General features: G+C 43.2%; 14 protein-coding genes, 1 pseudogene and 1 riboswitch. Of the genes and pseudogenes, 7 read left to right on the forward strand and 8 right to left on the reverse strand.

What is annotated here, in order from left to right:
* Window position 1: 1 nt before the first annotated feature.
* On the forward strand, window positions 2-1,774 hold the full coding sequence (gene pnpS, locus JOC94_RS03900; RefSeq protein WP_205178713.1) for a two-component system histidine kinase PnpS: 1,773 nt from the start codon (window positions 2-4) through the stop codon (window positions 1,772-1,774).
* A 225-nt stretch (window positions 1,775-1,999) separates the two neighbouring features.
* Here pnpS and phoU read toward each other — a convergent pair whose 3' ends face one another.
* The 5 genes from phoU to JOC94_RS03925 all read right to left on the reverse strand — a co-directional run bounded on the left by phoU (window position 2,000) and on the right by JOC94_RS03925 (window position 6,387).
* Complete coding sequence (gene phoU, locus JOC94_RS03905; RefSeq protein WP_077112898.1) at window positions 2,000-2,656, reverse strand: phosphate signaling complex protein PhoU; 657 nt, start codon at window positions 2,654-2,656, stop codon at window positions 2,000-2,002.
* An 18-nt stretch (window positions 2,657-2,674) separates the two neighbouring features.
* A complete protein-coding gene (gene pstB / locus JOC94_RS03910; RefSeq protein ID WP_139345682.1) occupies window positions 2,675-3,487 on the reverse strand; it encodes a phosphate ABC transporter ATP-binding protein PstB in 813 nt (270 codons plus the stop codon).
* 30 nt (window positions 3,488-3,517) lie between these two features.
* Window positions 3,518-4,396 (reverse strand): phosphate ABC transporter permease PstA, encoded by an 879-nt coding sequence (gene pstA, locus JOC94_RS03915; RefSeq protein WP_077112896.1) that lies wholly within the window; start codon window positions 4,394-4,396, stop codon window positions 3,518-3,520.
* On the reverse strand, window positions 4,396-5,343 hold the full coding sequence (gene pstC, locus JOC94_RS03920) for a phosphate ABC transporter permease subunit PstC (protein ID WP_083717624.1): 948 nt from the start codon (window positions 5,341-5,343) through the stop codon (window positions 4,396-4,398). Before pstC (JOC94_RS03920) ends, pstA (JOC94_RS03915) begins: the two co-directional genes overlap by 1 nt.
* A 63-nt stretch (window positions 5,344-5,406) precedes the next feature.
* Window positions 5,407-6,387 (reverse strand): PstS family phosphate ABC transporter substrate-binding protein, encoded by a 981-nt coding sequence (locus tag JOC94_RS03925; protein ID WP_077112894.1) that lies wholly within the window; start codon window positions 6,385-6,387, stop codon window positions 5,407-5,409.
* Between the two features lie 303 nt (window positions 6,388-6,690).
* Here JOC94_RS03925 and JOC94_RS03930 point away from each other — a divergent pair, with 303 nt between their 5' ends.
* The 6 genes from JOC94_RS03930 (at window position 6,691) to JOC94_RS03955 (ending at window position 11,378) form a co-directional block, all read left to right on the forward strand.
* Window positions 6,691-7,578 (forward strand): phosphate ABC transporter substrate-binding protein PstS family protein, encoded by an 888-nt coding sequence (locus JOC94_RS03930; RefSeq protein WP_077112893.1) that lies wholly within the window; start codon window positions 6,691-6,693, stop codon window positions 7,576-7,578.
* A gap of 36 nt (window positions 7,579-7,614) precedes the next feature.
* Window positions 7,615-8,535 carry a phosphate ABC transporter permease subunit PstC gene (pstC, locus tag JOC94_RS03935; RefSeq protein ID WP_077112924.1) on the forward strand — a complete coding sequence of 307 codons (921 nt, stop codon included), beginning with the start codon at window positions 7,615-7,617 and terminating at the stop codon, window positions 8,533-8,535.
* Entirely contained in the window at window positions 8,532-9,422 is an 891-nt protein-coding gene (gene pstA, locus JOC94_RS03940) for a phosphate ABC transporter permease PstA (RefSeq protein ID WP_077112892.1), read from the forward strand. Before pstC (JOC94_RS03935) ends, pstA (JOC94_RS03940) begins: the two co-directional genes overlap by 4 nt.
* 17 nt (window positions 9,423-9,439) lie before the next feature.
* Window positions 9,440-10,249: a phosphate ABC transporter ATP-binding protein PstB gene (gene pstB, locus JOC94_RS03945; RefSeq protein WP_077112891.1), complete on the forward strand. Its 810-nt coding sequence runs from the start codon at window positions 9,440-9,442 to the stop codon at window positions 10,247-10,249.
* A 169-nt stretch (window positions 10,250-10,418) separates the two neighbouring features.
* Window positions 10,419-11,063 carry an HD domain-containing protein gene (locus JOC94_RS03950; protein ID WP_077112923.1) on the forward strand — a complete coding sequence of 215 codons (645 nt, stop codon included), beginning with the start codon at window positions 10,419-10,421 and terminating at the stop codon, window positions 11,061-11,063.
* Between the two features lie 72 nt (window positions 11,064-11,135).
* A complete protein-coding gene (locus JOC94_RS03955) occupies window positions 11,136-11,378 on the forward strand; it encodes a DUF2198 family protein (protein ID WP_077112890.1) in 243 nt (80 codons plus the stop codon).
* A gap of 50 nt (window positions 11,379-11,428) precedes the next feature.
* On the opposite strand, the pseudogene JOC94_RS03960 reads toward JOC94_RS03955, so the two are convergent.
* The 3 genes and pseudogenes from JOC94_RS03960 to JOC94_RS03970 all read right to left on the reverse strand — a co-directional run.
* Window positions 11,429-11,557, reverse strand: a pseudogene (locus JOC94_RS03960) (multidrug resistance efflux transporter family protein); the annotation flags it as partial.
* A gap of 592 nt (window positions 11,558-12,149) precedes the next feature.
* Window positions 12,150-13,865: a sensor domain-containing protein gene (locus tag JOC94_RS03965; RefSeq protein ID WP_077112889.1), complete on the reverse strand. Its 1,716-nt coding sequence runs from the start codon at window positions 13,863-13,865 to the stop codon at window positions 12,150-12,152.
* A 63-nt stretch (window positions 13,866-13,928) separates the two neighbouring features.
* Window positions 13,929-14,123, reverse strand: coding sequence for an aspartyl-phosphate phosphatase Spo0E family protein (locus JOC94_RS03970; RefSeq protein WP_077112888.1), 195 nt, complete (start codon window positions 14,121-14,123; stop codon window positions 13,929-13,931).
* A gap of 93 nt (window positions 14,124-14,216) precedes the next feature.
* Window positions 14,217-14,298, reverse strand: a riboswitch (cyclic di-GMP riboswitch).
* Window positions 14,299-14,526: the final 228 nt, after the last annotated feature.

A 14,526-nucleotide genomic window follows, 5' to 3' on the forward strand; every position in this document is an offset into this window, starting at 1 on the left:
AATGCAAAAATTATGGCTTCGGATTACTTTTTCTTTTCTTTTATTAATGTCTATCGCATTGCTTGTTTCCGGTTTTTTTATAGCCGACAAAGTAAAGGATACATACATGGATCTCAAAAAGGACCAACTATACGAAATGGCGCAATTAACTGTAAGAGCCATTAACACGGGCACTGATAGCGAAGTAAGGCTGCAGGAACAGGTAAAAGAGCTTTCCAAGACCATTACTTCACGAATTACAGTGATTGACCGGGACGGACATGTGCTTGCCGATTCAGAGGACAACCCTTCTGCCATGGAAAATCATGCCGACAGGCCGGAAGTTCGGCAGATTATAAAAAGCGGAAAGGACTCGGGGATATCGATTCGCTATAGTAAAACATTGGGGTACAACATGATGTACGTCACGATCCCCATGATTGAAGGTGACCAGGTAAAAGGTGTTGTTCGGACATCACTATCCTTGGAGAAGGTGGAACAGGCAATCGAGCACCTGACAGCCACATTGACATTTGTTCTTTTTACAGCGATGCTGTTAACGACAATCGTCGGGGTCAGAATGGCAAAAGGGATTGCCAAGCCGATTGAAGAAATGATTACGGTATCCGAACGGTTAAAGGATAAAGATTATTCTGCAAGAGTGAGAATGCAGCCAAAAGGTGAACTGGGGCGGCTTGCAAACGCCATCAACGTATTGGCGGCCAGCTTGAAAAGCCAAATGGAACAAATCCAGGAAAATGAGCAGCAGCTGATGGGTGTGTTAACCTACATGAAAAGCGGGGTACTGCTCGTTGATAAGGACGGAAGGATTTTACTCGCCAACCGTGCCATGGGGGACATGCTGGGGCTTGAACCAGAAACGCTAAAAGGCAAATTGCACGTAGAGGTGGGAAAAAGCGCTGATCTGAGCCGCCTTATTGATCAATGTCTCCTTGAAGGCAAGGAAATTAGAGATGAAATCCAATTTTATTTTCCAGATGAACGGATACTGGATGCCCACTTAGCCCCTTATGTTGGAAAAAGGAACGAATTAAAGGGCATCGTTGCGGTTCTTCATGATATTACGGATATCCGGCGTCTCGAGAAAATGCGCAGCGAGTTTGTGGCAAACGTTTCGCATGAATTGAAAACGCCAATTACTTCTGTTAAAGGGTTTGCGGAAACGCTGCTCGATGGAGCCATGGATGATGAGGAGTTGCTCCACGATTTCTTGAATATTATTCATAAAGAAAGTGTGCGGCTGCATCGGCTCATCAATGATATTTTACATCTATCCAAAATTGAACAGCATCTCGTTACACCGATAGTTGAAGAGGTAAACGTGACGGAAGTCATCCGTAACGTGGCGGAGACCATTCGAAAAGAAGTGAAGACAAAAGGGCTTGAGCTTGAACTTCCTGACAACACAAATGTATGGGTGGAAGGAGAAAGAGACCGGATTCAGCAAATTATTTTAAATCTCGTCTCCAACGCGGTCGTCTATACGCCTGAGGGCGGAAAGATTTCCGTATCCGTTTCGGAAAGGGAAAACGAAGTTGATATTCGTGTTCAAGATAACGGCATTGGGATCTCGAAAAAAGATCTTCCACGTATTTTTGAGCGTTTTTACAGAGTTGATAAGGCAAGAGCGCGTGATTCTGGCGGGACGGGACTCGGTCTTGCCATCGTGAAACACTTGATAGAATCGCATCATGGTTCCATTAAAGTAGAAAGTGAAGAAGGAGAGGGGACCATTTTTACAGTGACCCTCCCGAAAAAACAAGCAAACATGTAAAGGCCCCGAAAGCATTCAATCTTTCGGGGCTTTTTTTGTGGAGAGTCTCCTGGTCTACAAACTTAATCATTGGGACGAACCATTCCAAAAACATCTGAACATTGGTCTAAACGCCATAGCTTAAAGCCGGGCAGCGGGTGAACAATGATTGCGGATTTTCGCTTCTTCTCAGTGAGGGCGGCTAACATGCTCCGATAATAATTACCGCTGTTGAAGCATCGTATCTTAATTATTTAGTTCGATCATTTTACCGGCTGCCATATAAACAATCCACTCGCAAATGTTTGTTGTGTAATCACCGATTCGTTCCAAATACTGGGCAACAAGCAAGAGGTGTGATGATTGGCTTATGGATGCCCGGTCACTTTTCATTAAATCAATCAGATCAAGAAAAATCTTTTTAAAATAAGCATCAACTTCATCATCCCGTTTGGAAATGGCGATGGCTTCATCCTTGTTCATTTCGATATACGCATCGAGCGTATCGCGAAGCATTTTTTGGGCGAGTTCCGCCATTAACGGGATATCCACCAGCGGTTTCGCATAGGTTTCATCTTTTAAATGAATGGTTGCTTTGGCGATGCTGACGGCGTGGTCCGCCATACGCTCCAAGTCTGTCGCTACTTTCAACGTCATGGCAATTCTTCTCAAATCGCTCCCGACGGGCTGTTGCAAAGCGATCAAGGAAAAACAAGATTTTTCAATGTTGACTTCGGCATCGTTGATCAGCTTGTCGCCTTCAATGACGGCTTCTGCAAGCGGAATATCCTTTTGAACGAGCGATTTGACCGATTTGTGTACTGCCTCTTCCACCATGATGCCCATCGTGAGAAGCTGTTGGTGCAGTTCCTTTAATTGCTCTTCAAACTGGGATCTGAGCATATTAAGTGTCCTCCTTTTTTAACCGAAGCGTCCGGTAATATAGTCTTCCGTTCTTTGATCGGAAGGGTTGGAAAACATGATGGAAGTATCATCGAACTCAATGAGCTCCCCGTTCAGGAAAAAGGCTGTCTTATCTGAAATTCTTGCAGCTTGCTGCATATTATGAGTAACGATGATAATACTGTATTTTTGCTTTAGCTCTTGCACCAACTCTTCGACTTTCATTGTCGAGATGGGGTCAAGTGCCGAAGTAGGTTCATCCATCAAGATAACATCCGGTTCCACTGCTAAACATCTCGCGATACATAGGCGCTGTTGTTGTCCTCCGGAAAGGCCATAGGCGTTTTCATGTAAGCGGTCCTTTACCTCATTCCAAAGGGCTGCACCCTTTAAGCTTTTTTCTGCAATTTCACGGAGAATTTTTTTATCCCGAATGCCGTGAATGACCGGGCCGTATATAACATTTTCATAAATGGATTTCGGAAACGGGTTGGGCTTTTGAAACACCATGCCCACTTTCGTTCTCAATTCCTCTACTCCGTACTTGCGGTCTAATATATTTTGATCTCTATATAATAACTGTCCAGACATTTTTACAGTCGGAATCAAATCGACCATACGGTTAAGGGATTTGACAAATGTGGACTTGCCGCAACCGGATGGTCCGATAATGGCGGTAACGTTATTTTCGGCAATGGCAATATTGATGTTTTTTAAAGCCTGGTCTTCTCCGTACCAGAGGTTTAATTCTTTAGCTTCAAAAACAGTATTCTGTTCAACACGGCTTTTTTTGGTTGTTTCCGGAGCTTTCTGTACTGCCTTTATAGTCATAGCCGACATATAAAGTCCTCCCTTTCGGTTTTAATAGCGTTTTGAAAACTTGTTTCTGATAATAATGGCAATCGAGTTCATCAAAATGAGCATGAACAGAAGGACAATAATTCCTGCAGCGGCTACATCATGAAACTCTGCTTGCGGTCTGCTTGTCCAGTTGTATATTTGGATTGGCATAACGGTAAAGCCCGACCAGATGCTTTCTGGAATAAATGCGATAAAAGTCATCGCTCCGATCATAATGAGTGGGGCTGTTTCACCGACTGCACGTGATAATGCCAAGATCGAACCGGTTAAGATTCCCGGAATGGCCGCCGGTAAAATGACGCGACGAATCGTTTGCCATTTCGTTGCTCCCATTCCGTAGGAGGCTTCTTGAAGATCCTTCGGAACGGCCCGGAGCGCTTCTTGTGATGCTACGACAATAACGGGAAGGATCAACAAACTCATGGTTAAACCACCGGCGAGAACACTTCTGCCCATTTCCAACATCCTTACAAAAACCGTCAGGCCCAAAAGACCGAAGACGATGGAAGGGACACCCGCCAAGTTGGAAATATTTACTTGGATAAAACGTGTAAAGCGATTTTTTTTCGCGTATAACTCAAGGTAAATCGCACAACCGACACCTAAAATAATCGAGACCGGCCCGGTAATCGCCATCACCCACAAGGTCCCAAAGATGGCGGCCTTAATTCCAGACTCTTCTGGTTTGCGGGAGGCAAAGTTTGTCAGAAAATCAAGGTCCAAATATCGGATGCCTTGACTCATTATACGATAAATGAGGATGGCCAAGACAATCAAACCTATCGACGTAGCCAGCATAAACAGCCATTTGGAAATGGTGTTTTTTATGAGCCGGCTGCCGATTCTTTTTTTAACCTCGGCTTTATTGATGAGTTCCATTAATATTCCTCCCTAAATCGCCTTGAAATCCATTGAGCAATCAAGTTCATAATGAGCGTGAAGACAAAGAGTGTCATTCCAACTGCATAAATGCTGTAGTAAATCGTTGAACCATAGGCAGCATCTCCGAGGCTCACCTGAACAATATAGGCGGTCATCGTTTGTATCGTTTCTGTTGGATCGAAAGTGAGGTTAGGCTTAGCGCCTCCGGCAATCGTTACAATCATCGTCTCACCTATTGCCCGAGAAAGCCCGAGGACAAAGGAGGCGATAATGCCTGATAATGCAGCGGGCAATACGACTTTCAAAGATACTTCAAGCTTTGTGGAGCCGAGCGCCAATGCCCCTTCCCTCATCGACCTTGGAACTGCCGACATGGCATCTTCCGATAATGAAGCAATAGATGGGATGATCATAATACCGACAACGATTCCCGGACTTAAAGCATTGAAGAAGTTAAGGTCAGGGATTATTTTTTGAAGGACGGGCGTTACAAATGTAAGTGCAAAAAAACCGTAAACAATCGTAGGGATACCGGCCAATACTTCCAAAATCGGTTTAATCACCTTTCTTGCTCTTTCACTTGCGTATTCACTTAAATAAATAGCAGCTGCGAGGCCAAGCGGAAATGCCACGATCACAGCGATCAAGGCAACGAGCAATGTTCCGGATATAAGAGAAATGATGCCATATTTTGGATCCGCTTCAAAAAAGGGAAGCCATTCTTTGCTCGTTATAAAATGTATAAAGTCAACACGGCTGAAAAATGTGAAGGTTTCAAATAGGAGTGTAGCAACAATGCCAATGGTCGTTAAAATAGAGATAATAGCCATTAAAAACAAAAAAACCGGAACGGATTTTTCGGCCAATCCCTGTTTAAATTTATTCTTTCTTTTATTTTCTTCAATCATTTTTGCAATGGAGATTTGCTCATTTTTCAGTTCCATTGGAAAACTCCTCATCTATTCATTAGTGAAGGTGAGGGGATACCAATCCCCTCACCTGTAACATTACTTTTTAAGTTCTTCCAACTTTGCCAAGCCATCCTCATATTCTTTTTCCTGGAGGCTGATATAGCCTACATCTTCAGATAAAGAACTTGCATTTTCAAGTGCGAATTTTACGTAATCATATACATGTTCTTTTTCAGCAATTGATTTATTGTTTACATAAAAGAACAGTGGACGTGAAAGCGGCTCATACTCGCCGTTCATGATCGTGTCATTGTCAGGAGTAATTGCTTCTCCTTTGCTGTTTACAATCGGAACGATTTTCAGGTCGTCTTTATTTTCAATGTAGTACGCGTAACCGAAAAATGCGATGGCGCCTTTGTCTCCCATGACACCTTGTACAAGCACATTGTCATCTTCAGATAAAGTAGCATCTTTTCTCATTTGCTCTTCTTCCAAAATGACTTCATTCCAATAGTCATATGTTCCGGAATCTGTTCCTGGGCTGAAGAAAGAAATTGGTTCTTCCGGCCATCCTTCACGGACGTCCGCCCACGTTTTTACCTTTCCGCTTTCCAACCACATTTTTTTCAACTCATCAACTGTTAGTTTGTCCACAAAGTCATTATCTTTATTTACGACAACCGAAAGGCCGTCATAGGCAATTTTAAATTCCGTGTATTCTATTCCAGCCTCTTTTAACTTAGCTGCTTCCTCATCTTTAATAGGCCGGGATGCGTTGCTGATATCTGTTTCGCCAGCGATGAACTTATTAAATCCTCCACCCGTTCCGGATACTCCTACGGGGGCTTTTACGTCAGGCTGCTCGGCAGCATATTCTTCAGATACGGCTTCCATGATTGGAAAGACGGTTGATGATCCGTCAATACCGACTGTTCCGGATAGTTCTTCCGCGCTTTTTGAATTGTTCCCACTTGAATTTTTCTCGTTGTCAGAGTTGCTGCCGTCCCCATTACCGCAAGCAGTGAGCAGCAATCCAAAAGATAAAGTGAGTGTTGCCAATGCGGGCTTCAATTTCATTGATAATTTTCCCCCTGTGTTTATGTGATGTTTACTACATGATCATCATAAGCGGACTTTATCAAGGTGCGGTTAATCTAATGTAAAGGATTTGTAAATATTTTATTAAGGAAAAATGAAGATCGCTTGATTGATAGATTGCAGACAAATAGGGAGACAAAGGAATTGGTTGTTTTTCGTTGCGAAACTCACATCTTTTACTGCTTTTTTACATAGCTTTCATACTGCTTGAACGCATTCTTAAATATGAAATAGTACATTGAATATGCTAGCCTGCTTTCATCATAAAGGGGGTTTTTTACCTTGAGGAAAAGGTATATGGAGATGTTGGCTCTTATTTTTGCCATGGCGGTGGCATCTGGGTGCATTGGCAAAGGCCAAACAGATGCCGCTCCCACATCAGAAGACCTTTCAGGTTCGATAACGATCGTGGGATCAAGTGCTCTGCAGCCATTAGTAGAAGCGGCTGCCCAACAATTTACAAGTATGCATCCGGATGCGGCCATCCATGTACAGGGAGGGGGCAGTGGAACAGGCTTGAGCAGTATTAGCGAAGGATATGTTGATATTGGAAATGCCGATTTATTTGCCGAGGAAAAAGCGGGTGTCGATCCTTCCCAACTCGTTGATCATAAAGTAGCTGTTACTGGAATGGGGCCGGTCACACATCCGGATACTGGTGTTGCCAATATTTCACATGAACAATTGATCGATATTTTTACCGGAAAAGTAAAGAATTGGAAAGAAGTGGGAGGAAAAGACGAGGAGATCGTGATCATTCATCGGGCGAAAGGTTCCGGTACAAGAGAGGTATTTGAGCAGATCGGGCTTAAAGAGGCCGAGCCAGCACCCGGAATGGAGCAGGATTCTTCCGGGACTGTCAGGAAAATTGTAAGTGAAACCCCTGGAGCAATCAGCTATCTTTCATTCTCTTATTTTGATGATTCTGTTATTGCTTTGGCCATTGATGGCATTGAACCGACATTGGAAAATGTCAGTACAAACTATTGGAAGATTTGGGCATATCAGCACATGTATACAAATGGAGAGCCGACGGGGTTAACGAAATCGTTTCTGGATTATATGTTATCCGATGAGGTTCAAGAAGGGCTTGTGCCTGAGATGAATTATCTCCCGGTTCGTGAAATGGCTGTCGAGCGGGATGCGGAAGGAAATGTGATTGAAAAATAGTAGGTACCATAGGAGGAGCATTTTTTGGGAAAATCAATGATAGATTTGCATCCTTTGTATCAGGCAAATCCTAAATCCAAAATAGAACGAACAGTGCGGATGGCCCTGCGAGGGGCGGCATGGATTGCTCTATCTATAGCCCTATTTATTCTTGCTTTTGTGCTATGGAAAGGGCTGACGCCATTTATCGTAAATGATGGAAGCATATTCGTTTTTTTAACTGGGCACATCTGGGATCCGGGGGCGGTCAACGGGTTGGGAAAGCCTTTGATCGGCGCGTTGCCGTTGATTTTGGGGTCATTTTCGGTGACGATCCTGTCGGTGCTGGCCACTGCCCCGATCGCCATCGGGGCAGCCATATTTATAAATGAAATTTCGCCGCGAATAGGCAAAACATTTTTGCAGCCGGTATTGGAATTGTTAATCGGAATTCCTTCTGTCGTATATGGTTTTTTGGGATTAAGCATGATCGTGCCACTGATTAGAAATCATATCGGGGGAAGCGGTTTTGGAGTGGCGGCGGCAGCCGTTGTACTATCTGCGATGATGTTGCCTACGGTGACATGTTTAGCGGTCAATGCTCTAAAACGGGTGCCTCCAGAATTTAGGGAGGCTTCTCTTGCTCTCGGTGCCACACGTTGGCAAACGATTTCTCGAATGGTGATGACGATTGCCCGCCCCGGTTTATGTTCAGCCGTCATTTTTGGTATATCCCGTGCTTTTGGAGAATCATTGGCGGTACAAATGGTGATAGGAAACGCTGTGGTGATTCCCGACTCACTGTTTCAGCCTGCTGCTACAATCACGAGCATATTAACTATGGGAATGGGCAATACGGTAATGGGCCAGACGGAAAATAACGCTTTATGGTCTCTTGCTCTTATTTTAATGGCGATGTCCTGTATTTTCATGATTTTCATGCGGTTGACAGGAAATTTAAGGAGAACTTTTTCATGAACCGAAAAGTGGCAAATCGGATAGCGACTATAGTGTTTTATTTGATTGCCGCAGTTCTTGTTGTCGTTTTGGCAGCCCTGCTCGGCTATAGTGTTTATCAAGGATTTCCCCAAATAAGCCGGGAATTTATCACATCGCCTCCGAACATATTTGCAGAAGGGGGAGGGATAGGTCCGCAACTGTTTAATTCCTTTTATTTAATGGTCCTTTCCATGTTGATGGCAACGCCTGTCGCTCTGGGGGCAGGCATTTATCTGGCCGAGTACGCCAAGAAAAATGTTTGGACTGAATGGATAAGAGCTTTAATTGAAATGCTGGCATCACTTCCGTCGATTGTGATAGGAATTTTTATTTTTCTCACCTTTGTCGTCCATATGGGCTGGGGTTTTTCCATTTTATCAGGGGCAGTGGCATTAGCCATTTTTAATATGCCGCTCTTGGTCCAAGTCGTTGAAGAATCGGTACGAAGCGTCCCCAAGCAACAAAAACAGGCTGGTCTGGCCCTTGGTGTTTCCCAGTGGGAAACAATTGCTCATATCGTCTTGCCCGCTGCGCTTCCGGAGATCGTTACGGGGATGATTTTAGGGGCTGGAAGAGTGTTTGGTGAAGCGGGAGCCCTCATTTATACGGCGGGTATGAGCTCGCCCAATCTCGATTTTGCGAATTGGAATCCGTTCTCCCCTTCCTCTCCGCTCAATCCGATGAGACCGGCCGAGACGCTCGCAGTTCATATTTGGAAGGTGAATGGGGAAAGTATTGTACCTGATGCAGAAGCGATTTCAAGTGGTGCGACCCTTCTTCTCATCTTGTCCATCTTTATTTGTAATATCAGTGCCCGTATCATTGGAGCTTTCGTTTACCGAAGACTCACTTCTTCAAGCAAATAGGGGAGGCGCGAATCCGGATGTCTGTGTTTCAGATGGAAAAAACGGTAGATATCACAACACTACCCCAAGTAGAAACGATCGCTATAGAAGCGAAATCTATAAGTGTTTATTACAGAAAAAAGCATGGAATTTACAAAGTATCCCTTCGTTTTTCAGCCAACCATGTCACCGCGCTCATCGGTCCATCCGGCTGCGGAAAAACGACTCTGTTGCGCAGTTTGAACCGAATGAATGACGAAGTGGAAGGATGTATCGTGTCAGGGTCGATTTTATTCAGCGGGGTCAATATAAATGCTCCATCCATCAATGTATTTGAATTAAGAAAGCGGATTGGCATGGTTTTTCAGGAGCCGAATGTGTTTGCCAAATCGGTTTATCAAAATGTGGCGTTTGGACCTATCCGCCACGGTGTAAAAGATAAGCATCGCTTGGCGGAAATTGTGGAAGAGAGTCTGCAAATGGCCGCATTATGGGATGAAGTAAAAGATAAGCTCCACAGCTCGGCGTTGACGTTATCGGGAGGGCAGCAGCAAAGGCTTTGCATCGCCAGAGCGATTGCTTTACAGCCTGAAATTTTGTTATTGGATGAACCAACCTCATCCCTCGACCCGATTTCTACCGGGAAATTGGAGCAGTTGATCGGAGAACTGAAAAAGAATTATACGATCATCTTCGTCACCCACGATATGCAGCAAGCGGCGCGCATATCGGATTATACAGCTTTTTTTCACATGGGTAAGCTGATCGAAAGCGGAAGGACGAAAGAGTTGTTTACAAATCCAAAGGACGAGCGCACTGAAAGGTTTATCAGCGGAAGGTTTGGATGATAGAGTATAGGAGTTTGAAATGCTGTTTCCGCAGCCGGTAAAAGTACGGTATGTGCGGGGCAGCTTTGTTTATTTTCCATTATATATGGTAAGTCGGGATAAAATCACTTTGAAGGGAACCGGTCTCATGGTACAATCTTCAAAATAAAGAAATGGATGGGTGATGCAATTGGGAATACATCATTATTTTAAAAGCTTGTCGGACTTAGAGATGATTTACCGCTGTCCCGGGAAGTTTAAGTTTCAGGAACATTCCGTTGCCAGCCATTCTTTTAAGGTGGCCAAAATTGCCCAGTTTCTGGGTACGGTAGAAGAGTTGGCGGGCAAGGATGTCGATTGGCGGCTTTTATATGAAAAAGCCTTAAACCATGATTATGCCGAGCTTTTCACAGGAGATATCAAAACTCCGGTGAAATATTCTTCCCCAGAATTGAAGCGGCTTTTCAATGAGGTGGAGGAGGAGATGACGCGGAAGTTCATTGAAAGGGAATTTCCGAAAGAATTCCAGAAAGTTTACTTGGGGCGTTTCAAGGAAGGGAAGGATGAAACGCTTGAAGGGCGAATTTTGGCAGTGGCGGATAAAATTGATTTATTATATGAATCCTTCGGCGAAATTCAGAAGGAAAATCCGGAGCCGTTATTTTTGGAAATTTACGAGGAAGCTTTAAGTACGATCCTATTATTTAAGGAAATGACGTGCGTTCAGTACTTTTTGCAGGAAATCCTCCCGGATATGCTGCGGGAGCGCTTTATTGAGCAGAGTGAACTTGTGGAGATTACGGAAAAGATGGTTGAAGCGAGCAAAAACGATTAAAAAACTGCTTGCACTTTTCAAGCGTATCGGAAACACTTGTAATAGGCGATCGTTTGAGACGGGGGGATGTCCATGATTGATAAAATCATTTCAGCAATCTTTTTGCCAGCTTTCTTTATGATCTTTTTTACAAGGGTGACTTATAGCCGGCTTGTGGGATTTTTGCTTACCGTGGCGCTGATAATCGTGTCTGCGTATAATGGTTACTTGCATAAATGGTGGGTGATTATTATCGAGGCAGCGTCGCTCACGATTGGTCTTTTTATCGTGAACTGGACAATAATGAAAAAAAGAAACAAGAAAAACACTTCATAAATCGGAAATGAACATCCCGATGACATGAAGTGTTTTTACATTTCTGATCCGGCCGCAAATGTAAGTGGCGCGTAAAACAAACCAAACCCGACAGTGCTCCAAAGAAGCCATTCCATTGGCCGGGCTTTCAATTCCCGTATTAGTGGCAAGAAATTTCCCTTAATTAAGCTAGGGTTTATTTATGGTGTTGTTGTTTTTATACTCGTGATTGTCATGCAGTTAATCATAGAGTTTTGTGTGCAGGCAAAAAGTTGACACGCTCGAAAAAAGTCCTTGAAGCCATGGCGGTGGTGGTATAGGGAGTCAAGTGCTTTTTGACGAGGCGAATTTCACATTCGCTTATGTCAGGAAGCGGGAAGGGGGCAATAAGTCAATGCCCTTCCCTTCTATTATAACAGAGATATGTAAACGCCGTTCGACTTAGTTCGACAGAATCAGAGCAAACTTCGGCAGTGACACATCGATATTTTCAAGAATGTCTGCCTACAGCAGTACAAGTGCAAGCGAAGGTGACAGGGTAAAAGGAAAGATTTGAAAGCATCGTCAGCGCCTAAAAGATGCTATAAGCTTTTTCAAGGACGTCGCTCTCTGAAGTTGCCAACAGGACACTGCGATCTCAGGCCTTTGGTGTATTTTTATCAGAGGGACTTAGAGTTGGCAGACTAAGCAAACTTCCTCGTATAGCAACGCCTGCATGGGCCCAACGCTCCGCCTGCTAGCAGTTTCGCTGTATCTCATAGTAGAGGGCTCCCGTTTAAACGGCCGCTCGTGTTATAGCAATCTTGTTTCCACTTCTTTTTCTTTTAAGACCGCCTTGTCTTTTAGAAACATGTTGGCGATTTCCTTGCCGGCGATGGAGCGGCTGAACAGAAAACCTTGCACTTCATTGCAGCCGTATTTTTTTAGGAGTTGATATTGGGCACTCGTTTCCACTCCTTCTGCGATTACTTTTTTTTGCAGCCCTTTCGACAATTCAATGATAAATTTAACAATCATCTCATCTTCAACACTGTGAACGATGTTATGTATAAAGGATCTGTCGATTTTGATCGTATGGAATGGATACTGCTTTAAATAGTGTATGGATGAAAAGCCTGTGCCATAATCGTCCAAAGCAATGCTGATGCCCATTTCCGCCAGTTTTTCCAGTTGCTTTCGGATGAGTTCGCTTGATTTTAACAAGGAACTTTCCGTTAACTCCAGTTCAATGGAAGAAGGTGGTACAGAATAATCTTTCAAGCACTGCCTTATCCTGTCTATTAGGTCATTTTTCAAAAAGCTTTTTGCTGACAAGTTTATGGAAATTTTATGAAAAGGGACCTGCTCTTTTTTCCATTGCTGGATTTGTTGGCAAACCGTACGGATAACAAAGTCATCAATGAGTTGAATGACTTTCCCGTTTTCTTCGGCCATCGGAATAAATGTTGCGGGTGCCACATTCCCTTTGAAGGGATGCTCCCAACGGACAAGCGCCTCGGCTCCAATCGCTTTTTGAGTAAGGACATCAATTTTTGGTTGGTATTCTACATAAAGCTCTTCATTTTGTATGGCCTTTAGCAAGTCGGCTTCCAATTCAAATTTTTTCAGTGTTTCTGCTTTCATCTCGGGCAAATAAAATTGGAAGTTTCCGTTTCCCCGTTCTTCAGCATGTTTCAAAGCAATTCGCGCTTTTTTAAACAATGTTTGAAAATTTTTCCCGTCATAAGGAAACATGCTTCCCCCGATTGTTGCTGTAAATTGAAGATCTTGATGGTTTATGGTGAAGGGGGTTTCAATATGATTGATCAGCTTTTGAGCATCGGAAATGTATTGGTCGTAAGTGTCTGGCTCTGTCCCTTTTAGAAGAATGCCAAGAGTATTTTCTTCGATGCGGAAAACGATATCGTCGTTCTTTTCGTTATTGGTCATATGAGAAACGATTGATTGAATCACTTTTTCTCCTGCTTCAAGTCCGTATACATCAATCACGTCATCCAGTTCATCAATGGTTACATAAAAAAAAGCAAAGGTGTCATTTTTATCCACATGTGAAAGCCGTTGATTGACATATTTCTTGGCATGATAATAGCCTGGTTCGCCTTTTAAATAATTAAGCTTTTGGCATGTTTTCAGCTCGATGATGACGACAACTCCTAATAAATCATCATCAATGGATAACGGAATAAATGTAAACTCAGTGTTCAACTGTTGATTGTCAGGGCCTTTGACCGTTGCCTCACTAATGAGGATGGATTCGTCAGCGGCCTTATTCACTTTAAAATATGAAAAAATATGATCAAATATGTTTAGAGCAGATGGATTTTCAATGTCTGCTATATGTAGCAGTTCATGCCCTTTTTGATTGCAAAAAATGATGTTGCCCTTATGGTCAAAAAGGCAAATTGCATGTTCGGAATGCTGGAATGCAATAGAAAAAGCTTCTTCCAAGTTTATGGGCGGCCTGCGTATTTGCCGCCTTTTCCATGTAACTAGCTTCTTAAAGTTCAATGTTGCCCCTTCTTTCCATACTACGCTAATATCGGATCACCTTGCAGAATACAAAGAGTGTCATTATTGTGTTTGATCCATCGCTTGTTTTAATAATTCCTTTTGTTTCAGGTTTAATAATTGGTCGAGTTCTTGACTAAGCTTAACCGTTTTAGCGGCTGTTAGGCCAAATTTTCGCGCACTTCTAATCATTTGTTTCTTCTTAATATAAATGGAGTAATCAATAAAAGGTTTTATAGTCGTGTCACCTCCAAACAAAAAAATCCACCCGATAGAAAAGGTGGATTTTTATTGCATGGAAAAAGTGAACAAAATGATACAATAGTTCCGTCATTTCCAGATCCATCCTTCTTCGGTAACCCGGCTGCCATAGATTTCCCGTAGGCCCGTGGCTTTGCGTCCCTGATTTTCATCAAGTTTGCCATTATCGAAAGGTAGTCATATGTACCCACATTTTAACACCCCATTTTTTTATTTACAACGAAAATTGCCGAAATTTATAATAAATGGTCGAAAATGGTATAGTCTTTTAGGCCTGCCCTTTTCAAACGGCTCTGTATGGCAATGTCATACGAAAATATGTTCGGCCAAACTGTTTACGAAGGCGCATGTTGTGTTAAAATGAATGTATGTGAATCTTATCCATTACCTTTCCGATTAA

Source organism: Siminovitchia thermophila, assembly GCF_016909185.1.
Taxonomy (GTDB): Bacteria; Bacillota; Bacilli; order Bacillales; family Bacillaceae_C; genus Siminovitchia; species Siminovitchia thermophila.